We start from the raw sequence: 20,562 nt of genomic DNA on the forward strand, positions 1-20,562 counted from the left end.
GTGGACACCCTCGCCCTGGCCCTGCTGGCCTTCTTCACCACCGGGTGGTTCGTCCTCGCCGGTGCGGACATCGGCACCGGCATGCTCACCCCGTACCTCGGCCGCACCGACCACGAGCGGCGACTCGTCCTCGCCTCCTACGCCCCCTTCTTCCTGGGCAACGAGGTCTGGCTGGTCGCCAGCGCGGGCGTGCTCGCCGGCTGCTTCCCGGAGCTCGAGGGCACCCTGCTCACCGGCCAGCTCCCGGTCCTCGTGCCCCTCCTGGCCGGCTGGATCGTGCGGGACGCCGGGCTCTGGACCCGGGGACGCGGCCCCGGGCCGCGCTGGCGGGCGTTCTGCGACGGCGCTGTGACGGCCGGCAGCTGGACCCTCGCCCTGACGGCGGGCTGGCTGCTCGCGGCCCTCCTCACCGGCCGTCCGTACGAGCCCGCCACCGGACCCACCGCCGTCCTCGTCGCCCTCTCCGTGGCCGCGCTCTTCGCCACGCACGGGCTCGGCTTCGCCACCCTGCGCCTGACCGGGCAGCCGTACGAGCGGGCCCGCCGGCTCGTCGGCCGCGCCCGTCGGCCCTGGCACTCCTTCGCCCTCACCGCCGTGCTGCTCGGCGGCCTCCCGCTCGCCACGGGCGGCGCGCTGGCGGCCGGATCCCACACCGCCGCCCCGGCCACCCTCGCCCTGCTGGTGCCGGCCCTGCTCGTCGTCGCCGTGCCGCTCGTGGGCGTCCAGGCATGGATCTGGCACGCCTTCCGGCACCGGGTGACCGGCCCGTCCTACCTCTGACCGCCCCCGGCGCGAGGGCCCTCGTCCCCCGCCCCCGGCGGGCCGCCTCATCCGTCGTCGTGCTCGCGCTTCCTCGCCTGCTCCTCCTTCTCCTTCTTGTGGTGCAGCGCCTTCTGGAGGCGGGCGACGACGGCCTCCCCGTACCGCCGGTGCCCGTGCACGCGCGGGTCGTCCGTCACGTCGTACCGCTTCACGTAGGCACCGAGGAAGGCCTGGAGGGTGGCGACGGCGGGGATGGCGATCAGGGCGCCGACCGCGCCGAGCAGCGCGGTGCCGGCGATGACCGAGCCGAAGGCCACCGCCGGGTGGATGTCGACGGTCTTGGAGGTCAGCTTCGGCTGCAGCACGTAGTTCTCGAACTGCTGGTAGATCACGACGAAGCCCAGCACCCACAGCGCGTACCAGGGGTCCACCGTGAAGGCGAGCAGCATCGGCAGGGCACCCGCCAGATAGGTGCCGATCGTCGGGATGAACTGCGAGAGCAGGCCGACCCAGACGGCCAAGGCGGGCGCGTACGGCACCCCCAGGATCTCGAAGAGGACGAAGTGCGCCACGCCGGAGATCAGGGCCATCAGGCCGCGTGAGTAGAGGTAGCCACCGGTCTTGTCGACGGCGATCTCCCAGGCCCGCAGCACCTCGGTCTGCCGGGCCGGCGGCAGCACCGAGCACAGGGCGCGCCGCAGCCGGGGCCCGTCGGCGGCGAAGTAGAAGGCGAAGAGGAAGATCGTCAGCAGCTTGAAGAGACCGCCGAGGAGGGTGGCGGAGACGTCCAGGACACCGGCCGCGCTGTTCTGCACGTACTTCTGCAGCCAGTCGGAGCGCAGCACGCTGTCCTGGACCGCGACCCGGGACAGCTCGGTGTGGAAGTGCTGGTTGATCCAGTTGATCAGCGAGTCGAGGTACTTGGGGAAGTTCTCGAACATGTCGACGATCTGACCGGCGAGCATCGAGCCGAGGAGCACGACGAAGCCGACGCCAATGGCCAGGACGCCGAAGAAGACGATGAAGGTCGCGAGCCCCCGGCGCATCCCGCGCGCCGCCATGCGTCCGACGGCCGGCTCGATGGCGAGCGCCAGGAAGAAGGCGAGCAGGATGTTGACGAGGAGGCCGATGAGCTGGTGGAAGGCCCAGCTGCCCAGCTGGAAGCAGGCGTAGAGGGCGAGGGCGAGCACCAGGGCGCGGGGCAGCCAGCGCGGCATGCGCGCCGCCGGGGCGACGGCCGCGGCGGGCCCGCCGGATCCGGCGGACTCGGCGGATCCGGCGGGCTCGGCAGTCGGCGTCCTCCCGGGGTCGCCGTCACCCTTGCCGCCCTTGCCGTTCTTACCGCCCTTGCCACCCACACCATCACCGCCGGTGCCGGTGCCGGTGCCGTCGTTGCCGTCCGTGCCGTCGGTCTCGTCGTTCGCGTCAATCGGGGCCACCCCGCCAGTCTCGCGCACCGCACGGACATTCCGGCCCCGACCCGTCAGATCATCGTTTCTCGGCCGGCACGCCGACGGCCGCGCAGACCGCCCGCCACACGTCCTTGGCCTCCCAGCCAGCGTCCAGCGCCTGGTGCACCGTCCGGCCGCCGAGCTCCGTCATGACATGGTCCCGGGCGAAGGTCTCGGCGTAGGACGCGCCGAAGTGGTCCGTCATCCGTTCCCAGAAAATCGTCAACCGCATGACCCCAGTATCCCGCCCTCAGGAGTGCAGCCCGGGCCGTAGGCCTTGTCAGACGCGCTTTCCCGCCTACGGTCGGAGCATGGCCGGAAAACCTGCAGAAACCCCCGATCCGTCCGCGTCACCCCTCGCGCGTGCCGAGCACTTCGTCTGGCTGACCGCCCGCGTGCTCGAACAGCGCCGGTTCGCCTACCACTTCCTGCGCGGCGGCGCGGACCCCGTCGAGGCCGCGCTCACCGCGTACCTCAACGAGGACGGCGGCTACGGCCACGCCCTCGAACCCGATCTACGGGGGCCGGTCAGCCAGCCGCTGCACACCGCGCACGCGCTGCGGGTCCTCGACTCCATCGGCCGCTGCGGCGGGCTGCGGGTGGAGCGGATCTGCCGCTATCTGACCGAGGTGTCGACCCACGACGGCGCGCTGCCCGCGGTCCATCCCTCGCAACGCGGATACCCGGCGGCCCCGTTCGTGCCCGTCGTGGACGACCCGCCCAGCGAGCTGCTGTCCACCGGGCCTGTGGTCGGCCTGCTGCACCGCAATCAGGTGTGGCACGCCTGGCTGTTCCGGGCCACCGAGTTCTGCTGGGCGGCCGTGGAGGGCCTGGAGAAGTCGCATCCGTACGAGGTCCAGGCCGCCGTCGCCTTCCTCGACGGGGTCCCCGACCGCGCCCGCGCCCAGGCGGCGAGCGACCGGCTGGGGCGTCTGGTGCGCGACCAGCGGCTCGCGGTGCTCGACCCGGACCGGCCGGAGGACTATCCGGTCGCGGACGGGTACGCGCCGGGCGAGCACCACTATCCGCACGACTACGCGCGCGTGCCGGACTCGCTGGCGCGCCGCTGGTTCACGGACGAGGAGATGACCCGGTCCCTGGACCACCTCGCGGCCTCCCAGGAGGAGGACGGCGGCTGGCCGATCACCTGGCGCCAGTGGGCGCCGGGCTCGGCCCTGGAGAGCCGCCCGATCGTGACCGTGGAGGCGCTGAGGACGCTGCGCGCGCACGGCCGCGCGATCGGCTGACGGCGGGTCGGCCGACCCGTGCGCCCTGTGCAGCCGGCCTCCCAGGCACCAGCCCCCTGGCCCCTTGGTCGGTCCGCCCGGCCCTCGTTCAGCTCCCCAGGGCCCTGACGCCTGCCGTGACGAGGACGGCCGCGCCGACGACCACCAGGAACGGGGCCCTCAGGAGCAGGGCGAGGGCCGCGGCGGCGAGGCCGGCGGCGCGGGCGTCGACCGTGAGGGCGCCCTGGGCGCTGAAGGTCTGCTGGGCGGTGAGCGCGGCGAGCAGGGCGACCGGCACCAGGGCCGCGAGGCGCTGGACGAGGGGCCGCTCCAGGGTGCCGGCGGGGACCAGCAGGCCCAGCAGCTTCACCAGGTAGCACCCCGCGGCGGTCAGCGCGATGGCGATCCAGACGTTCATCGGGCGTCCTCCTCCGGGCAGCCGGAACGGCGCTCACCGGCCCCGAGCCGACGGCCCCGGACCCACAGCACGGCGGGAGCGGCGAGCGCGGCGGCCAGGACGGGCACGCCGGCCGGCAGGACGGGCAGCAGGCCGAGGCCGAGCAGGACCGCGAGGGCGGCGGTGGCACGCTCAGCGGTGCTCTTCAGCATGGGCGCGAGCAGGGCGAGGAAGACCGCGGGTCCGGCCGCGTCCAGGCCCCACGCGCCGGTGTCGCCGATGGCCTCGGCGCCGAGCGCGCCGAGCAGCGTGGTGACGTTCCACAGCACGTACAGGGTCAGTCCGGTGACGGTGAAGCCGATGCGCGCGGCCCTGCGGGTCGGCTGGGCGAGGGCGACGACCGTGGTCTCGTCGATCACCGCCTGCGCGGCGAGCGGCCGGACGAGCGGCCGCAGCGCGAGCAGCTGCGAGAGCCGCAGGCCGTAGAAGGCGTTGCGGGTGCCGACGAAGAAGGCCCCGGCGGCGGCGGTGAACGGGTTCCCGCCCGCCGCGAGGGCGCCCACCAGCGCGAACTGCGAGGCGCCGGTGAACACCAGCAGGCTGAGCGCGCAGGTCTGGAGCAGGGTGAGGCCGGACCCGGCCGAGGTCACGCCGAAGGCGAAGCCGGAGAGTCCGACGGCGATGCCGACGCCGAGGGCGTCGCGCACGACGGCTCCGTCGCTCTTGGGCGCCGCTGCCGGTCCGCCTCCTGTCACTGAGGGTGTTGCTGTCTGTTGTGCCACGTCAGGGACGTTACGAGGCCGGTCGGCGCCCGGTCTTGTACGTTCTTGCGGCCCTGGCCCGCTGGTAGGCGCCCGGGGGCACGCCCACGCTCCGGGTGAAGTGGCGGTTCAGGTGGGGCTGGTCGGTGAAGCCCACCGCGACGGCGGCCTCCGCGGGGGGCGTGCCCGTGTCCAGGAGCCGTCGGGCCCGCCGTACGCGGGCGTCGGTGAGCCAGGTGTGCGGCGGCATCCCGTACGCGGTGCGGAAGGCCCGCAGCAGGGCGAAGGGGCTGGTGCCGAGCTCTGCGGCGAGCCGTTCCAGGGTCGGCGGGTCGGCCATCCGCTCCTCCAGGACGGCACGCGCGCGTGCCGCGTCCCGCGCCCCGCCGGCGAGGGGCGCCAGGGGGCTGACCCGGCCGCCGTGGCTGCGCAGCATCCGCGCGGTGACCAGCCGCAGCAGGCTGTCGGCGGCGAGCGCGTTGCCCTCCTCGGCGGCGCGGTGGACGCCGACGACGAGCCGGGCCGCGTAGGGGTCGTCGACGACGGGGGCGGTGAAGCCGACGTCGCCGCGCAGCGCGATGGTCTCGGCGGCGATGGAGCGGATCAGCTCGGCGTCGGGGTAGATCGTGCGGTACGTCCATCCCTCGGGCACGGCCGCGTGTCCGGTGTGCGGGGTGTCGGGGTTGACCAGCGCGATCTGGCCCGGACCGGCGTGGACGAGGTCGCTGCCGTAGTGGAAGGCCTCGACGCCCTCGGTGATGGCGGCGAAGACGAAGCTCTCGTGGGTGTGCCGGGAGAAAGATTTGCGTACGTAGTGCGCGTGCAGCAGATCGACCCCGGGCAGCTCGTCGAACCGCCAGTACCGCGCCCGCTCCCGCGCCCGCCGGCCGGTCCCCTCACCGGACGCGCCCGCCGCCGCCCGGTCCTCGCCGGACGTGCCCCGAGCCGCCCGGTCCTCGCCGACCGGTGCGCCGCTCGCGTCGCCGTCGGCGACCGCGTGCCCGCGCGGCGGTGTCGCAGGGCTCAGGGGACTCGCCGGCCGCTCCGACCGGCGGACCGGAGCCGCTCGGTCCGGAAGCGTTCCGCCCAGCCGCCCCTGCTCCGCGTCGCCGCTCGCCATGTCCTCATTGTGCGCCACCCGCGACGGCACCGACGAGCCGGTTTCCCCAGGTCCGGGCGGTTGTCAGTGCTGGGGTGCACGATGGGGGGCATGGTCAGGTCCGCACTCGACTCGTTCTCCCCCGCGACCCGCGGCTGGTTCACCGGGGCCTTCACCGCGCCGACCGCGGCGCAGGAGGGCGCCTGGCACGCCATCGGCGCGGGCTCGGACGTGCTCGTCGTCGCGCCGACCGGGTCCGGCAAGACGCTCGCCGCGTTCCTCGCCTCCCTCGACCGGCTGGCGGCCACTCCCCCGCCCGCCGACGCCAGGAAGCGCTGCCGGGTGCTGTACGTGTCGCCGCTGAAGGCGCTCGCCGTCGACGTCGAGCGCAATCTGCGCTCCCCGCTGACCGGCATCCGCCAGGAGTCGGTCCGTCTCGGGCTGCCCGAGCCGGACGTGAAGGTGGGCATCCGCTCCGGCGACACCCCGGCCGCCGAGCGGCGGGCGCTCGCGACCCGGCCGCCGGACATCCTGATCACCACGCCCGAGTCGCTGTTCCTGATGCTCACCTCGGCGACCCGCGAGGCGCTCTCGGGCATCGAGACGGTCATCCTCGACGAGGTGCACGCCGTCGCCGGCACGAAGCGGGGCGCGCATCTGGCGCTCTCCCTGGAGCGGCTCGACGAGCTGCTGCCGCGCCCGGCCCGCCGGATCGGCCTGTCGGCGACGGTGCGGCCGGTGGAGGAGGTGGCCCGCTATCTCTCGCCGCAGCGGAAGGTGGAGATCGTCCAGCCGCCCTCGGGCAAGGAGTTCGACCTCTCCGTGGTCGTCCCGGTGGAGGACATGGGCGAGCTGGGAGGCTCCCCGGCCTCGGAGGGCACCGAGGGCGGGGACAAGCCGTCGATCTGGCCGCATGTGGAGGAGCGGATCGCCGACCTGGTGCAGTCCCACCGCTCGACGATCGTCTTCGCCAACTCCCGGCGCCTGGCCGAGCGGCTGTGCAACCGGCTCAACGAGATCGCGTACGAGCGGGCCACCGGCGAGGCCCTGCCCGAGGGGTCCCCGCCCGCCGAGGTCATGGCGCAGTCGGGGGCCGCGCAGGGCGCCCCGCCGCTGCTGGCCCGGGCGCACCACGGCTCGGTGTCCAAGGAGCAGCGCGCCCTGGTCGAGGAGGACCTGAAGGCGGGCCGGCTGCCCGCCGTGGTGGCGACGTCCAGCCTGGAGCTGGGCATCGACATGGGCGCGGTGGACCTGGTCGTGCAGGTGGAGTCGCCGCCCTCGGTCGCCTCCGGGCTCCAGCGGGTGGGCCGCGCGGGCCACCAGGTGGGGGCGGTGTCCACCGGTGTGGTCTTCCCCAAGTACCGCGGGGACCTGGTGCAGTCGGCGGTGGTGACCGAGCGGATGCGCAGCGGCTCCATCGAGTCGCTGCGGGTTCCGGCGAACCCGCTGGACGTGCTCGCGCAGCAGCTGGTGGCGATGGTCGCCCTGGACAGCTGGCAGGTGGACGACCTGCTGGCGACGGTCCGCCGGGCGGCGCCCTTCGCGGCGCTTCCGGAGTCGGCGTTCACGGCGGTCCTGGACATGCTGGCGGGGCGCTATCCCTCGGACGCCTTCGCCGAGCTGCGCCCGCGGGTGGTGTGGGACCGGGTCGCGGGGACGGTCACGGGCCGGCCGGGCGCGCAGCGCCTCGCCGTCACCTCGGGCGGCACGATCCCCGACCGGGGCCTCTTCGGGGTGTTCCTGGCGGGCTCGGACCCGAAGAAGGGCGGCGGCCGGGTCGGCGAGCTGGACGAGGAGATGGTGTACGAGTCGCGGGTCGGCGACGTCTTCACGCTGGGCACGACGTCCTGGCGGATCGAGGACATCACCCGTGACCGGGTCCTGGTGTCGCCCGCTCCGGGCGTCCCGGGGCGGCTGCCGTTCTGGAAGGGCGACCAGCTGGGGCGGCCGCTCGAACTGGGGCGTGCGCTCGGCGCGTTCCTGCGCGAGGTGGGCGCCCTGACGCCCGACGACGCTCGCCTCAGGCTGCTGGCCGCCGGTCTGGACGCCTGGGCGGCGGAGAACGTCATCGCGTATCTGGCCGAGCAGCGCGAGGCCTGCGGCCATGTGCCGGACGACCGGACGATCCTGGTGGAGCGGTTCCGCGACGAGCTCGGCGACTGGCGGGTCGTCATCCACTCGCCGTTCGGGGCGCAGGTGCACGCGCCGTGGGCGCTGGCGCTGGGCGCCCGGCTCGCCGAGCGGTACGGGATGGACGCCCAGGTGATGCACGCCGACGACGGGATCGTCCTGCGGCTGCCGGACGCGGATCTGATGGGCCTGGACCTGCTGGACCACGACCCGGTGGACCCGGGACGGTTCGCCGACACCACGTACGACAGCGACCAGGCGCCGATCGGGGCGGCCGACGTCGCCTTCGACCAGGGCGAGATCGAGCAGATCGTCACCGACCAGGTGGGTGGCTCGGCCCTGTTCGCCTCCCGGTTCCGGGAGTGCGCGGCGCGGGCCCTGCTGCTGCCCAAGCGCAATCCGGGCAAGCGCACCCCGCTGTGGCAGCAGCGGCAGCGGGCGGCGCAGCTGCTCCAGGTGGCGAGCGAGTTCGGTTCCTTCCCGATCGTCCTGGAGGCGGTCCGCGAGTGCCTCCAGGACGTCTTCGACGTGCCGGGTCTGCGGGAGCTGATGGGGGACGTCGAGTCCCGCCGGGTGCGGCTCGTGGAGGTGACCACCCCCGAGCCGTCCCCGTTCGCCCGCTCGCTGCTCTTCGGCTATGTCGCCCAGTTCCTGTACGAGGGCGATTCGCCGCTCGCCGAGCGGCGGGCGGCGGCGCTGTCCCTGGACTCCCGGCTGCTCGCCGAGCTCCTCGGGCAGGCGGAGCTGCGGGAGCTGCTCGACGCGGACGTGCTCGCGGAGCTGGAGCGGGAGCTGCAGTGGCTGACCGAGGACCGGCGGATCAAGGACGTGGAGGGCGTCGCCGACGTGCTGCGGGTGCTCGGGCCGCTGACCGACGCGGAGCTGGTCGCGCGGGGCGCCGAGGCCGGCTGGGCCGAGGAGCTCGCCCGGGCCCGCCGGGCGATCCGGGTGCGGATCGCGGGCGGCGACCACTGGGCGGCGATCGAGGACGCGGGCCGGCTGCGGGACGCGCTGGGCACGGCGCTGCCGGTGGGCGTCCCGGAGGCGTTCACGGAGCCGGTGAAGGACCCGCTGGGCGATCTGCTCGCCCGCTATGCCCGCACCCACGGCCCGTTCACGTCCTCCGAGGCCGCGGCCCGCTTCGGCCTGGGCGCGGCGGTCACCGACGGCGCGCTGCACCGGCTGGCCGGCGCGGGCCGGGTCGTGCAGGGCGAGTTCCACCCGTCCGGCATCGGCCAGGAGTGGTGCGACGCCGCCGTTCTGCGCCGGCTTCGCCGGCGGTCCCTCGCGGCCCTGCGGCACGAGCTTGAGCCGGTGCCCCCGGCCGCGCTGGCCACCTTCCTTCCCCAGTGGCAGCACCTGGGGAGCAACAGCCTGCGCGGGATCGACGGGCTGGCCCGGGCGATCGAGCAGCTCCAGGGCGCGCCGGTGCCGGCGTCGGCGCTGGAGAAGCTGGTCCTGCCGTCGCGGGTGCGGGACTACTCGCCGGGCCTCCTTGACGAGCTGACGACGACCGGCGAGGTGGTCTGGGCGGGCGCCGGGGCGCTGCCCGGCAAGGACGGCTGGATCTCGCTCTATCTGGCCGACGCGGCGCCGCTGCTGCTTCCGCCGCCGCATCCTTTGGAGCTCACCGGGCTCCACGAGTCCGTCCTGACGGCGCTCTCCGGGGGGTACGGCCTGTTCTTCCGCCAGATCGCCGACCAGGTGCGGGCCACCACCCATCCGGACGCCACGGACCCGCAGCTCGCGGACGCGCTGTGGGACCTGGCGTGGTCCGGGCGGCTCACCAACGACACGCTGGCCCCGCTGCGCTCCCTCCTCGGCTCGGGCCGCACGGCGGGATCCACGGCGCACCGCGCCCGCCGCACGGTGCCACGCGGCCGTTACGGGACGCTGAGCGCCGCCGCCCGCCCGGTCGGGCGCACGGGTCCGCCCACCGTCAGCGGCCGCTGGTCGCTGCTGCCCCCGCTGGAGCCGGAGCCCACCCATCGGGCGCACGCGCTGGCCCGCACGCTCCTCGACCGGCACGGGGTCGTCACCCGTGGCGCGGTGGCGGCCGAGGGCGTGGAGGGCGGTTTCTCGGCGACGTATCGGATCCTGTCCGCCTTCGAGGACAGCGGGCAGGCCCGCCGCGGCTATGTGGTGGAGGGTCTCGGGGCGGCCCAGTTCGCCATGGACGGGGCCGTGGACCGGCTGCGCGCGGCGGCGAACGCCCGGGACCGGGGCGCCGAGGAGGGCGCGGGCCCCAGGGCGGTGGTGCTGGCGGCGGCCGACCCGGCGAACGCGTACGGGGCGGCCCTGTCCTGGCCCGAGCCGCCGACGGGCGCCGGCCACAAGCCGGGCCGCAAGGCAGGCGCGATGGTCGTCCTCGTGGACGGTGAGCTCACGCTCTACATGGAGCGCGGCGGCAAGACGCTGCTCTCCTGGCCGGCCGAGCCGGACTCCCCCGCGCTGCGCGCGGCCGCGGAGGCCCTGGCGGCAGCGGCGTCGGCGGGCTCGCTCGGCACGGTCACGGTGGAGCGGATCAACGGGGCGACCGCCCTCACCTCCCCCCTCTCCCGGTCGCTGGAGGCCGCCGGGTTCCACGCCACGCCGCGAGGTCTCCGCCTCCGCGCCTGACAGTCGCCTGACGCCCGCCGGGCAGCCGCTCACCGCCCCGCCCTGGCGCCGCACCGCCGCGCCCCCTGTCCCGCCCAGCGCGCCCCGGCGCGAGCAGCGGCAGGGTGCGGCACGCCCCGGCACGGCATCATGGCCCCATGCCCGAAGGAGACACCGTCTGGTACGAGGCGCATCGGCTCGACTCGGCGCTGGCCGGCCGGGTGCTGACGCGGTCCGATCTGCGCGTGCCACGGTTCGCGACCGCCGATCTGACCGGGCGGCGGGTGCTCGACGTCACTCCGCGCGGCAAGCATCTCCTCGCCCGGATCGAGGGCGGGCTCACGCTGCACTCGCATCTGCGGATGGACGGGGCATGGCGGGTGTACGCCACCGGGGAGCGGCCGCGCGGAGGGCCCGCGCACCAGATCCGGGCGATCCTCGGGAACGCGGAGTTCACCGCGTACGGCTACCGTCTGCCGGTCCTGGAGCTGATCCGTACGGCCGAGGAGGCCGCGGTGGTCGGCCATCTGGGGCCGGACCTGCTCGGCCCGGACTGGGATCCGGCGGAGGCCGTCCGCCGTCTCGGCGCGGACCCGGCGCGCACGCTCGGAGAGGCCCTGCTCGACCAGCGGAACCTCGCCGGGATCGGCAATGTCTACAAGTCGGAGCTGGCCTTCCTCGCCGCCGCCTCGCCCTGGCTGCCGGTGGGCGAGCTCGCGCCGGGCGTCCCGGAGCGCCTGGTGGCCACCGCGCACCGGCTCCTGGAGGCGAACAAGGACAGTCCCGGCATGCGCACCACCAGAAGCCGCCGCCCCGGTGAGCGGCTGTACGTCTACGGCCGTGGGGGCCGCCCCTGTCCCCGCTGCGGCACCGCGATCCGCAAGGCGGAGCTGGGCGACCGGGTGACGTACTGGTGCCCCGGCTGCCAGAAGGGCCCGCGGGGCGAGCCCGCGACCTGACCACAACCCGCTGATTGACGGACCGTCAGATCCGGTCGTACGGTCCGGTCATGGCTCTCACCGCGTACGACCTCACCGGCCGCACCGCCTTCGTCACCGGAGCCGCGAGCGGCATCGGCCGCGCGACCGCCGTGCTCCTGGCCGAGGCCGGGGCGACCGTGCACTGCGCGGACCGCGACGAGCACGGCCTGAAGGAGACCGCGGCCCTGATCACCGAGCGCGAAGGCCAGGCCCGCACCCACGTCCTGGACGTCACGGACCGCGCCGCGCTCGGCGCCGCCGTACGGGCCGCCGGTCCCCTCCACGTCATGGCGGCCGTCGCCGGGGTCATGCACACCAGCACGGTCCTGGAGACGCGCGACGAGGACCTCGACCGGGTCCTCGCGGTGAACTTCAAAGGGGTTCTCTACGCCTGCCAGGAGGCCGTCCGCTCGATGGTCGAGCAGGGGGTGCGGGGCTCCGTGGTCACCATGGCCTCCGGCGCGATGGACACCGCGAGCCCGGGCCTGCTCTGTTACAGCGTCACCAAGGCGGCCGTCGTGCAGCTGACCAAGACCCTGGCGGCCGAGGTCGGACGGCACGGCATCCGCGTCAACGCTGTCGCCCCGGGCTGGATCCGCACTCCCATGACCGATCGCCACGAAGCGGCGGCCCAGGAGCAGGCGGAGGCGGCGATGGTCCGAGTGTCACCGCTCGGCCGGGTCGGCGAACCGGAGGACATCGCGCACGCGGTGCTTCATCTCGCCTGTGACGCCTCGTCGTTCACGACGGGGCAGATCCTCCGCCCCAACGGCGGTGTGACGATGCCCTGGTGACCGCCCGCCGGACTCCCGGCAGCAGCCCGGCCCACGGCGGCCGGCCCGACGGCCCCGCCGACCCGTCACCACGGCCACGCCCCGGCCCCCGCCGTCGCTTTCGCTTCGAAGAGGCGGCCACGTGCACCGGCAACAGGCTCAGCCCCCAACCGCCCGCGGCCACCGCCCCCTCGACCGGCCCGGCCTCCCCCGGCACCAGCAGCAGGCGCACCACCGCCCACCACCAGAGCCCACCGACCGCCAGTCCGGCCGCGACCAGAATGAGCGTCACCAGCGGAACCCGTCGCCGTACCATGGCCGCCTCCTCCGGTCGACGCTAGACCGGCAGGATCACCCGGCGGGAGGGCGCACAAGAGGCAACCCCGGCGCACGGGACGCGTATCGCCGCACCGTCTGCCACGGTCAGGCGCTCTCCGCCTGGAACATCCAGGCGTGCTTCTCGAGGTCGGCCGTCAGCCCGATCAGGATGTCCTGCGTCACCGGGTCCGGCTCCTCCGTCACGTCGATCCGCTCACGCATCCGCGTCACCACCGCGGCCAGCGCGTCGACGAGGATCCGCACCGCGTCCGTGTCCTTGATCCAGCCTTCCGGCACGGAGCCGATCGCGCTCCCCGACGCCACCGTGGCGGCACGCCCGTCCGGGTTCACGCCGATCGCCGAGGCGCGTTCGGCCACCGTGTCGGAGTGCGTCCTGGCCGTGGCGACGACATCGTCGAGCTGGAGGTGGACGGAGCGGAAGCGGGGACCGACCACGTTCCAGTGAACCTGCTTGGCCACCAGGGCGAGGTCGACCAGGTCGACCAGCGCCCCCTGCAGGGCGTTGCCGACCGTCTTCAGGTCGGCATCGGACAGGGAGCTCTTCACGACAGTCATGCGCACTCTCCACCTTCGGTCGTACGGTTCCCCCAACGATGTCACGCATCACCCAAATCCGGCATCTCAAACTCAATCAACTGATGAGCGGACCAAAGGCCCGCACGGGGGGGGTCCAACGTCTCGGCCGGGCAAGAGGAAAGCCCCGGCCCGCACCCTGACCAGGGCACCGACCGGGGCTTCACCCCGCTTGCTTCGTTCTCAGGCGGCGACGACGTCCACGGCTTCCGCGGGCGCCTTGATGGTCACCCGCTCGGTGGGCACACCCGCCACCGACGTCACCGACACCGAATTGAGCATCGGCCGGACCGGTGCTCGCACCGGTTCGCTCGCCGCTGCCGACTCGGCGAGTTCGGCCAGCGACAGTTCGTCGCTCACTTCGCGCATGAGCTCGGACATCCGTACGTCCAGCGCGTCGCAGATCGCGGAGAGCAGTTCGGAGGAAGCCTCCTTCTGCCCCCGCTCCACCTCGGAGAGATAGCCGAGTGAGACTCGGGCGGACGAGGAGACTTCGCGCAGAGTACGGCCCTGGCGCTGGCGCTGCCGACGCAGCACGTCACCCAACAGGCGACGGAGCAGAATCATCGGTGGCTCCCTCCTCGGACCGCGTAGCCGCATCCTTCACGCCCCACCGTACCGCCTCGCGCCGCGGCCGTGCGGGGAGCGATGTCGTGTTCACTCATGGCTGCAAACATCAATCTCCCCCGTTCTGTTCCGTATCCTGTGCCCGCGCATTTTCCGAGTGTTCGTCGGCGAGCAGTTCACACAGCAATTCGAGCACGCTCCGTACACTCTCTCTACGGATTTCCGCTCGATCGCCGTTCAACCGCAGCGCGGCGACCTTCCCCGCCCCCGCGGTGCCGCCGGCCCGGTCCGACGGCCCGGAGACGGCCACGTACACGGTCCCCACCGGCTGCCCGTCCTGCGGCTCGGGACCCGCGACACCGGTCGTCGCGATGCCCCAGTCGGCGCCGAGCCCGGCCCGTACACCGGCCGCCATCTGCAGCGCGACCTCGGGATCGACCGCCCCGCGCTCCGCCAGAAGGGTCCCGTCGACTCCGAGGAGCCGCTCCTTGAGGGGCGTCGCGTAGGCCGTGACGGACCCGCGGAAGGACTGGGAGGCACCGGGTACCCCGGTGAGCTCCGCGGCCACCAGACCGCCCGTGAGGGACTCCGCGACGGCCAGCGTGTGACCACGCTCCGCGAGCAGCGCCAGGACCCGGGCGGCCTCGTTCATCGCGCGCCGGCCCCCGAACCCGTCTCCGCCGCCGCGGCCGCCCGCTCCTCCGCGAGCCCCCGGCGGCGCAGCACGACCGCCTGGCGCACGTAGTCGAGACCGGTGACGACCGTCAGCACGACGGCCACCGCCATCACCCAGAAGCGCAGGGTGGCGAGTGGACCGGTGAGCATCAGCACGTACATGCCGACCGCCGTGCCCTGGGCGAGGGTCTTCATCTTGCCGCCCCGGCTGGCCGGGATCACCCCGTGCCGGATCACCCAGAACCGCATCAGCGTGATCCCGAGCTCGCGGGCGAGGATCACCCCCGTGACCCACCACGGCAGGTCACCGAGGGCGGACAGACAGATCAGGCCCGACGCCATGATCGCCTTGTCGGCGATCGGGTCGGCGATCTTCCCGAAGTCGGTGACCAGGTCGTACGCCCTGGCCAGATGTCCGTCGAAGATGTCCGTGATCATGGCCACGGCGAACGCGGCCCAGGCCCAGGCGCGCCACGCGGGGTCGTGTCCGCCGTCCTGGAGCAGCAGCACCACGAAGCCGGGCACGAGCACGAGCCGCATCATGGTGAGGATGTTGGCGATGTTCCAGAGGCTGGCCTGGTTGACGGCCGCCGCGCCCAGCTTGCCGCGCGGCGCCGGCCTTCCGGACCCGCCCGTCGCGGATGCCGGGACTCCGGTCATCTGCCCGCCTCCTCGGCCTCGGGTGCCTGGGGGTCGCTCCCCAGGGGTGCGCGGCACTCGGCCACCAGGTCGACGCCCTCGGTGGCGACGACCACGGCCCTGACCATACGGCCCGGGGCGAGGTCGGCGCCCTTCGCCGAGTCCGCGGGGAGGAGCACCTGGCCGTCGGTCTCGGGCGCCTGGTGGGCGGCCCGGCCGATCCAGCCGTCCTCCTCCTCGTCGAAGGACTCGACCAGTACTTCCAGGGTCTCGCCGATCCGCTCCTCCGCACGCTGGGCGGTGAGCTCCTCGGCGAGCCGGGACAGGTGGGCGAGACGCTCGTCGACCACGTCCTGGGCGAGCTTGTGCTCGTACGAGGCGGCCTCGGTGCCGTCCTCGTCGGAGTAGCCGAAGACGCCGATGGCGTCGAGGCGGGCGTGCGTGACGAAGCGTTCCAGCTCCGCGAAGTCCGCCTCGGTCTCGCCGGGGAAGCCGACGATGAAGTTGGAGCGGGCGCCGGCGGTGGGGGCCTTGGAGCGGATGGTCTCCAGGAGCTCCAGGAACCGGTCGGTGTCGCCGAAGCGGCGCATCGCCCGCAGCACGTCCGGCGCGCTGTGCTGGAAGGACAGGTCGAAGTACGGGGCGACCTTCTCGACCGAGGTGAGCACGTCGATCAGGCCGGGGCGCATCTCGGCGGGCTGGAGGTAGCTGACCCGGACCCGCTCGATGCCGTCGACCGCCGCCAGCTCGGGCAGCAGGCTCTCGAGGAGGCGGATGTCGCCGAGGTCCTTGCCGTAGGAGGTGTTGTTCTCGGAGACCAGCATGATCTCCTTCACGCCCTGCTCGGCGAGCCAGCGCGTCTCGTTCAGCACGTCCGAGGGGCGGCGCGAGACGAAGGAGCCGCGGAAGGACGGGATGGCGCAGAAGGAGCAGCGCCGGTCGCAGCCGGAGGCCAGCTTCACGGAGGCGACGGGGCTGGTGTCCAGGCGGCGGCGCAGCGGCGCGCGCGGCCCGGAGGCGGGCGCGAGGCCCTCGGGGAGATCCGTCAGGTCGGCGGCGGGCGCGTCCGCGGGGGCCCCGGCGGCGGCGGTGGCTTCAGCGGCCCCGTCGCCGTGTCCGGGCAGCGCCACCGTGGCGGCGGCCTTCTGCCGCTCCACCGGGGACAGCGGCAGCAGCTTGCGCCGGTCGCGCGGGGTGTGCGCCTCGACGCTGCCACCGCTGAGGATGGTCTGGAGGCGGTTGGAGATGTCGGCGTAGTCGTCGAAGCCGAGCACGCCGTCGGCCTCGGGCAGGGCCTCGGCGAGCTCCTTGCCGTAGCGCTCGGCCATGCAGCCGACGGCGACGACGGCCTGGGTGCGGCCGTGGTCCTTCAGATCATTGGCTTCGAGGAGGGCGTCGACGGAGTCCTTCTTCGCGGCTTCGACGAAGCCGCAGGTGTTGACGACGGCGACGTCCGCTTCCTCGGCGTTCTCGACGAGCTCCCAGCCGTCCGCTGCCAAGCGGCCTGCGAGCTCCTCCGAGTCCACCTCGTTACGGGCGCAGCCGAGAGTGACAAGGGCGACGGTACGGCGTTCGGGCATGGACTCAAGACTACTTCGTCCCGGACGCACCTCCGTCGCGCAGGGTTCACCTGCGCGACGGTCGTCACGTGCGGTCGCCGGGCCCCGTGCGGGGCCCGGGCGGTCAGCCGGCCTGGGGGTCGCCCTTCGTGTACGACAGGCGCTCGACCTGCCCGGCCTCGAAGGAGTCCTCGATCTTCTTCCCGTTGACGTAGAGCTCGATCGGCCCGGCGTTGCCGAGGATGAGATCGATGCGCTCGTCGTCCTGGAAGGTCTTGGACTCGCCGGCGAGGAGCAGGCCGTCGAAGAGCAGCTTGCCGTCGTGGGCCTTGGCCGAGATCCAGCTCTTGTCGTCGGTGGCGGTCAGCTTGACGGTGACCTTGTCCTGCGGGACCGCCGCGATGGCGCTGTCGGAGGGCACGGGCCGGGGGGCGGGCTTCTGGGGCTTGGGCTTGGCGGGGGCGCTGGTCTTGGTCGCCGGGGCGGGGCCCTCCGCCACCGAGCCGGGACCGGCCTGTCCGGAGGTCCCGCTGAACATGGTGAAGCCGACGAAGCCGACGACGGCCACGATGGCCGCGACCATGGCGGCGGTCCAGTTGGGGCGGCGGGGCTCGGGGCGGATGCGTTCCGCCTCGAAGAGGGGGGCGGCGGGGGTGGGCGCGGGCCGGCCGCCGTGCTCGGCGTCGTACTGCTCGACCAGCGGTGCCGGATCGAGCCCGACGGCGCGCGCGAGCGTGCGGACGTGCCCGCGGGCGTAGACGTCGCCGCCGCAGCGCGAGAAGTCGTCCTCCTCGATGGCGTGCACGATCGGGACGCGCACTCGGGTGGAGGCACTGACCTCTTCGACGGTGAGACCGGCGGCGACACGGGCCTGCTGGAGGGCGCGACCGATCGAATCCCGGTCATCTGCCGGGAAGTTCCGGTCGTCCTCGGGGGATTCGGGGGAGTTGCCGATGGACACGAGAGCGCCTTTCGAGCGTGTAGCCACCTGCTGGACGTTCAGTCTATGGGTGGTACGAAAGGGTGGGGCAACCGGGCGGGCGTCGTTTGTACGCCATGAGGCTGGGACATGATGCTTTCCCTCCCTCCAACTTGACGTACGCCCAAGGGAAACGGTTGCCCACGTTCCCTTACGAGTGAGTCTCGGCCAGGTCTCGTTACGGCAGCCCTCGCCCCCGCCGCCCCCCTAGGGGGCGTCCTCCCCGCGGATCACGGCGAGCACCGCGTCCAGTTCGTCCGGCTTGACCAGCACGTCCCGCGCCTTCGAACCCTCGCTCGGTCCCACGATGTTGCGGGACTCCATCAGGTCCATCAGCCGGCCGGCCTTCGCGAAGCCGACGCGCAGTTTGCGCTGGAGCATCGAGGTGGAGCCGAACTGGGTGGAGACGACCAGCTCGGCCGCCTGGCACAGCAGGTCGAGGTCGTCGCCGATCTCCTCGTCGATCTCCTTCTTCTGCTTGGTGCCGACGGTGACGTCGTCCCGGAAGACGGGCGCCATCTGATCCTTGCAGTGCTGGACGACGCTCGCGACCTCGTGCTCGGTGACGAAGGCGCCCTGCATGCGGATCGGCTTGTTCGCGCCCATCGGCAGGAACAGTCCGTCGCCCTTGCCGATCAGCTTCTCGGCGCCGGGCTGGTCGAGGATGACCCGGCTGTCGGCGAGCGAGGAGGTGGCGAAGGCGAGCCGGGAGGGCACGTTCGCCTTGATCAGGCCGGTGACGACGTCCACGGAGGGCCGCTGGGTGGCCAGCACCAGATGGATGCCGGCCGCGCGGGCCAACTGGGTGATGCGCACGATCGCGTCCTCGACGTCCCTGGGCGCGACCATCATCAGGTCGGCGAGCTCGTCGACGATCACCAGCAGATACGGGTAGGGCTGGAGCTCGCGCTCGCTGCCCGGCGGCGGCTGCACCTTGCCGTCCCGGATCGCCTGGTTGAAGTCGTCGATGTGCCGGAAGCCGAACGCGGCCAGGTCGTCGTAGCGCAGGTCCATCTCGCGCACGACCCACTGCAGGGCCTCGGCGGCCCGCTTCGGGTTGGTGATGATCGGCGTGATCAGGTGCGGGATGCCCTCGTACGCGGTGAGCTCGACCCGCTTGGGGTCGACGAGGACCATCCGGACGTCCTCCGGGGTCGCCCTTATCATCACCGAGGTGATCAGGCAGTTGATGCACGAGGACTTGCCGGAGCCGGTGGCGCCGGCCACCAGGATGTGCGGCATCTTCGCCAGGTTGGCCATCACATAGCCGCCCTCGACGTCCTTGCCGAGCGCGACCAGCATCGGATGGTCGTCCTCCGCCGCCTCGGCGAGGCGCAGCACGTCGCCGAGGTTGACCATCTCGCGGTCGGTGTTCGGGATCTCGATGCCGACCGCGGACTTCCCCGGGATCGGCGAGATGATCCGCACGTCGGGGCTCGCCACGGCGTACGCGATGTTCTTGGTGAGCGCGGTGATCTTCTCGACCTTGACGGCCGGGCCGAGCTCCACCTCGTAGCGGGTGACCGTCGGACCGCGGGTGAAGCCGGTGACGGCCGCGTCGACCTTGAACTCGGCGAAGACGGTGGTGAGCGCCTCGACGATGGCGTCGTTGGCGGCGCTGCGGGTCTTGCCGGGCCCGCCGCGCTCCAGCAGGTCCATGGACGGCAGGGCGTACGTGATGTCGCCGGAGAGCTGGAGCTGCTCGGCCCGCGTGGGCAGGTCGGTGGGCTCGGGAGCCGGCTTCGTCAGGTCGGGCACTCCCCCGCCGGGCGCGCCGCCAGGCCGCTCCTTGGCGGCGCCCCGCGCCCCGGGCACCGGCGCGGAGGGCCGGGCGGTCGGGGCGGGCGCGGTGTCGGGGACCGCGTCGGCGGCCGCGGCCACGGCGGCGGCCCGCTCGGCGGTGACGTCACGGGTCAGGTCGGCGACGACCGGGGAGGGCGGCATGCCGTTGAGGACGGCGCCGTCGAGGGCGGCGGCCGCGGCGGCGGCCACGTCGACGGGGTCGAGGCCGCCGGTGTCGAAGGCCGACGCGGGCGGGGTACGGCGCCGGCGGCCGCGCCGGTCCAGCGCGGCGGCCTCCGCCGTGTCCGGGTCGTAGTCCTGGCCGGCGGCGGGGGCGCGGCGGCGGACCGGGCGTGCGGGCCGGGGCTCGTCGTCGCGCCAGTCGTCGCCGTACGCGTCGTGACCGGCGGCCTCGTCCGGCGCGTACTCCGCCTCGACCAGGCCGAGCCGGGCGCCGAGGGCGCGCAGCCGCTGCGGGATGGCGTTGACGGGGGTGGCGGTGACGACGAGCAGACCGAAGATCGTGAGCAGCACCAGCATCGGCACCGCGAGGACCTCGCCCATCATGAAGATGAGCGGTTTGGATGCGGCCCAGCCGATGAGCCCGCCCGCGTCCTGCATGGCCTCGGTGCCGTCGCCGCGGCCGGGCGAGCCGCACGCGATGTGGACCTGCCCGAGCACGCCGACGACCAGCGCGGACAGACCGATGACGATCCGGCCGTTGGCCTCCGGCTTCTCCGGATACAGGATCAGCCGCACGCCGATCGCGCCGACCAGCAGCGGGACGAGCAGATCGAGCCGCCCGAAGGCGCCGGTGACCAGCATCTCCACCAGGTCGCCGACCGGCCCGCGCAGATTCGACCAGGTCCCGGCGGCGACGATCAGGGCGACGCCGAGCAGCAGCAGGGCGAGACCGTCCTTGCGGTGGGCCGGGTCGAGGCCCTTGGCGCCCCGCCCTATCCCCCGGAACATCGCGCCCACCGCGTGGGCCAGGCCGAGCCAGACGCCGCGCACCAGCCGGTAGACGCCCCCGGTCGGGGACGGCGCGGGGCGGGGCGCGGTCTTCTTCGCCGCGGTCTTGCGCGCGGGGGCGCGCTTGGCGGGCGCGGCCTTCTTCGCCGGCGCCTTCTTCGCGGGAGGCTTGGCCGGGGACTTCGCGACCGCCGCCTTCTTCGCGGTGCCGGTCGTACGGCCGGCACGCGGCTTCGCGGTGCCCGCCGTGCCCTGGGAACCCTTGCCGGACGTACGTGAGGCCATGATGCTGAGGTTACC

The 20,562-nt window shown here is 73.6% G+C and carries 17 protein-coding genes; 5 read left to right on the forward strand and 12 right to left on the reverse strand.

Going from position 1 to position 20,562, the window contains the following annotated elements; genetic code table 11:
- Entirely contained in the window at positions 1-780 is a 780-nt protein-coding gene (locus ACFY7C_RS08765; protein WP_389645782.1) for a cytochrome d ubiquinol oxidase subunit II, read from the forward strand.
- Positions 781-827: 47 nt separating this feature from the next.
- Here ACFY7C_RS08765 and ACFY7C_RS08770 read toward each other — a convergent pair whose 3' ends face one another.
- Together ACFY7C_RS08770 and ACFY7C_RS08775 are read right to left on the reverse strand one after the other, a co-directional pair.
- Positions 828-1,979 carry an AI-2E family transporter gene (locus ACFY7C_RS08770; RefSeq protein WP_389646095.1) on the reverse strand — a complete coding sequence of 384 codons (1,152 nt, stop codon included), beginning with the start codon at positions 1,977-1,979 and terminating at the stop codon, positions 828-830.
- A gap of 271 nt (positions 1,980-2,250) precedes the next feature.
- The gene (locus ACFY7C_RS08775; protein WP_389645785.1) at positions 2,251-2,445 is read right to left on the reverse strand and encodes a DUF3046 domain-containing protein; all 195 of its coding nucleotides are present in this window, start codon (positions 2,443-2,445) and stop codon (positions 2,251-2,253) included.
- Between the two features lie 79 nt (positions 2,446-2,524).
- Here ACFY7C_RS08775 and ACFY7C_RS08780 point away from each other — a divergent pair, with 79 nt between their 5' ends.
- Positions 2,525-3,460, forward strand: a complete 936-nt coding sequence (locus ACFY7C_RS08780) for a hypothetical protein (RefSeq protein WP_389645788.1) — start codon at positions 2,525-2,527, stop codon at positions 3,458-3,460.
- An 88-nt stretch (positions 3,461-3,548) separates the two neighbouring features.
- On the opposite strand, the gene ACFY7C_RS08785 is transcribed toward ACFY7C_RS08780, so the two are convergent.
- The 3 genes from ACFY7C_RS08785 to ACFY7C_RS08795 are packed head-to-tail and all read right to left on the reverse strand — an operon-like array spanning position 3,549 to position 5,441.
- Positions 3,549-3,857 (reverse strand): AzlD domain-containing protein, encoded by a 309-nt coding sequence (locus tag ACFY7C_RS08785; protein ID WP_389645791.1) that lies wholly within the window; start codon positions 3,855-3,857, stop codon positions 3,549-3,551.
- Positions 3,854-4,618, reverse strand: a complete 765-nt coding sequence (locus ACFY7C_RS08790) for an AzlC family ABC transporter permease (RefSeq protein ID WP_389645794.1) — start codon at positions 4,616-4,618, stop codon at positions 3,854-3,856. The genes ACFY7C_RS08785 and ACFY7C_RS08790 overlap by 4 nt, the downstream gene beginning before the upstream one ends.
- A gap of 10 nt (positions 4,619-4,628) precedes the next feature.
- A complete protein-coding gene (locus ACFY7C_RS08795) occupies positions 4,629-5,441 on the reverse strand; it encodes an AraC family transcriptional regulator (protein ID WP_389646098.1) in 813 nt (270 codons plus the stop codon).
- Between the two features lie 366 nt (positions 5,442-5,807).
- On the opposite strand from ACFY7C_RS08795, the gene ACFY7C_RS08800 reads away from it, so the two are divergent.
- The 3 genes from ACFY7C_RS08800 to ACFY7C_RS08810 all read left to right on the forward strand — a co-directional run bounded on the left by ACFY7C_RS08800 (position 5,808) and on the right by ACFY7C_RS08810 (position 12,198).
- Positions 5,808-10,445, forward strand: coding sequence for an ATP-dependent helicase (locus tag ACFY7C_RS08800; protein WP_389645797.1), 4,638 nt, complete (start codon positions 5,808-5,810; stop codon positions 10,443-10,445).
- Between the two features lie 137 nt (positions 10,446-10,582).
- Positions 10,583-11,383, forward strand: a complete 801-nt coding sequence (locus ACFY7C_RS08805) for an Fpg/Nei family DNA glycosylase (protein ID WP_389645800.1) — start codon at positions 10,583-10,585, stop codon at positions 11,381-11,383.
- A gap of 50 nt (positions 11,384-11,433) precedes the next feature.
- Positions 11,434-12,198 (forward strand): SDR family NAD(P)-dependent oxidoreductase, encoded by a 765-nt coding sequence (locus ACFY7C_RS08810; RefSeq protein WP_389645803.1) that lies wholly within the window; start codon positions 11,434-11,436, stop codon positions 12,196-12,198.
- A 402-nt stretch (positions 12,199-12,600) separates the two neighbouring features.
- Here the strand turns inward: ACFY7C_RS08810 and ACFY7C_RS08815 are convergent, their stop codons facing one another.
- From ACFY7C_RS08815 to ACFY7C_RS08845, 7 genes are all read right to left on the reverse strand, one after another.
- Complete coding sequence (locus ACFY7C_RS08815) at positions 12,601-13,071, reverse strand: Dps family protein (RefSeq protein ID WP_389645805.1); 471 nt, start codon at positions 13,069-13,071, stop codon at positions 12,601-12,603.
- A gap of 201 nt (positions 13,072-13,272) precedes the next feature.
- Positions 13,273-13,656 carry a helix-turn-helix transcriptional regulator gene (locus ACFY7C_RS08820; RefSeq protein WP_356691448.1) on the reverse strand — a complete coding sequence of 128 codons (384 nt, stop codon included), beginning with the start codon at positions 13,654-13,656 and terminating at the stop codon, positions 13,273-13,275.
- 109 nt (positions 13,657-13,765) lie between these two features.
- Positions 13,766-14,308, reverse strand: a complete 543-nt coding sequence (locus ACFY7C_RS08825) for a CinA family protein (RefSeq protein WP_389645807.1) — start codon at positions 14,306-14,308, stop codon at positions 13,766-13,768.
- On the reverse strand, positions 14,305-14,991 hold the full coding sequence (pgsA, locus tag ACFY7C_RS08830) for a CDP-diacylglycerol--glycerol-3-phosphate 3-phosphatidyltransferase (RefSeq protein WP_389645809.1): 687 nt from the start codon (positions 14,989-14,991) through the stop codon (positions 14,305-14,307). Before pgsA ends, ACFY7C_RS08825 begins: the two co-directional genes overlap by 4 nt.
- Complete coding sequence (rimO, locus tag ACFY7C_RS08835) at positions 14,988-16,550, reverse strand: 30S ribosomal protein S12 methylthiotransferase RimO (protein WP_389645811.1); 1,563 nt, start codon at positions 16,548-16,550, stop codon at positions 14,988-14,990. Before rimO ends, pgsA begins: the two co-directional genes overlap by 4 nt.
- Positions 16,551-16,653: 103 nt before the next feature.
- Positions 16,654-17,490, reverse strand: a complete 837-nt coding sequence (locus tag ACFY7C_RS08840; protein WP_389645813.1) for a helix-turn-helix domain-containing protein — start codon at positions 17,488-17,490, stop codon at positions 16,654-16,656.
- 225 nt (positions 17,491-17,715) lie between these two features.
- Positions 17,716-20,547, reverse strand: a complete 2,832-nt coding sequence (locus tag ACFY7C_RS08845) for a DNA translocase FtsK (RefSeq protein ID WP_389645816.1) — start codon at positions 20,545-20,547, stop codon at positions 17,716-17,718.
- Between the last annotated feature and the right edge of the window lie 15 nt (positions 20,548-20,562).

Source organism: Streptomyces sp. NPDC012769 (assembly GCF_042901205.1).
GTDB lineage: Bacteria > Actinomycetota > Actinomycetes > Streptomycetales > Streptomycetaceae > Streptomyces.

Coding starts and splice junctions, on each gene's coding strand:
- ACFY7C_RS08815 (WP_389645805.1), bottom strand. CDS start 13,071: ATGACTGTCGTGAAGAGCTCCCTGTCCGATGCCGACCTGAAGACGGTC.
- ACFY7C_RS08825 (WP_389645807.1), bottom strand. CDS start 14,308: ATGAACGAGGCCGCCCGGGTCCTGGCGCTGCTCGCGGAGCGTGGTCAC.
- rimO (WP_389645811.1), bottom strand. CDS start 16,550: ATGCCCGAACGCCGTACCGTCGCCCTTGTCACTCTCGGCTGCGCCCGT.
- ACFY7C_RS08805 (WP_389645800.1), top strand. CDS start 10,583: ATGCCCGAAGGAGACACCGTCTGGTACGAGGCGCATCGGCTCGACTCG.
- ACFY7C_RS08845 (WP_389645816.1), bottom strand. CDS start 20,547: ATGGCCTCACGTACGTCCGGCAAGGGTTCCCAGGGCACGGCGGGCACC.
- ACFY7C_RS08785 (WP_389645791.1), bottom strand. CDS start 3,857: ATGAACGTCTGGATCGCCATCGCGCTGACCGCCGCGGGGTGCTACCTG.
- pgsA (WP_389645809.1), bottom strand. CDS start 14,991: ATGACCGGAGTCCCGGCATCCGCGACGGGCGGGTCCGGAAGGCCGGCG.
- ACFY7C_RS08775 (WP_389645785.1), bottom strand. CDS start 2,445: ATGCGGTTGACGATTTTCTGGGAACGGATGACGGACCACTTCGGCGCG.
- ACFY7C_RS08770 (WP_389646095.1), bottom strand. CDS start 1,979: ATGCCGCGCTGGCTGCCCCGCGCCCTGGTGCTCGCCCTCGCCCTCTAC.
- ACFY7C_RS08800 (WP_389645797.1), top strand. CDS start 5,808: ATGGTCAGGTCCGCACTCGACTCGTTCTCCCCCGCGACCCGCGGCTGG.
- ACFY7C_RS08780 (WP_389645788.1), top strand. CDS start 2,525: ATGGCCGGAAAACCTGCAGAAACCCCCGATCCGTCCGCGTCACCCCTC.
- ACFY7C_RS08820 (WP_356691448.1), bottom strand. CDS start 13,656: ATGATTCTGCTCCGTCGCCTGTTGGGTGACGTGCTGCGTCGGCAGCGC.
- ACFY7C_RS08810 (WP_389645803.1), top strand. CDS start 11,434: ATGGCTCTCACCGCGTACGACCTCACCGGCCGCACCGCCTTCGTCACC.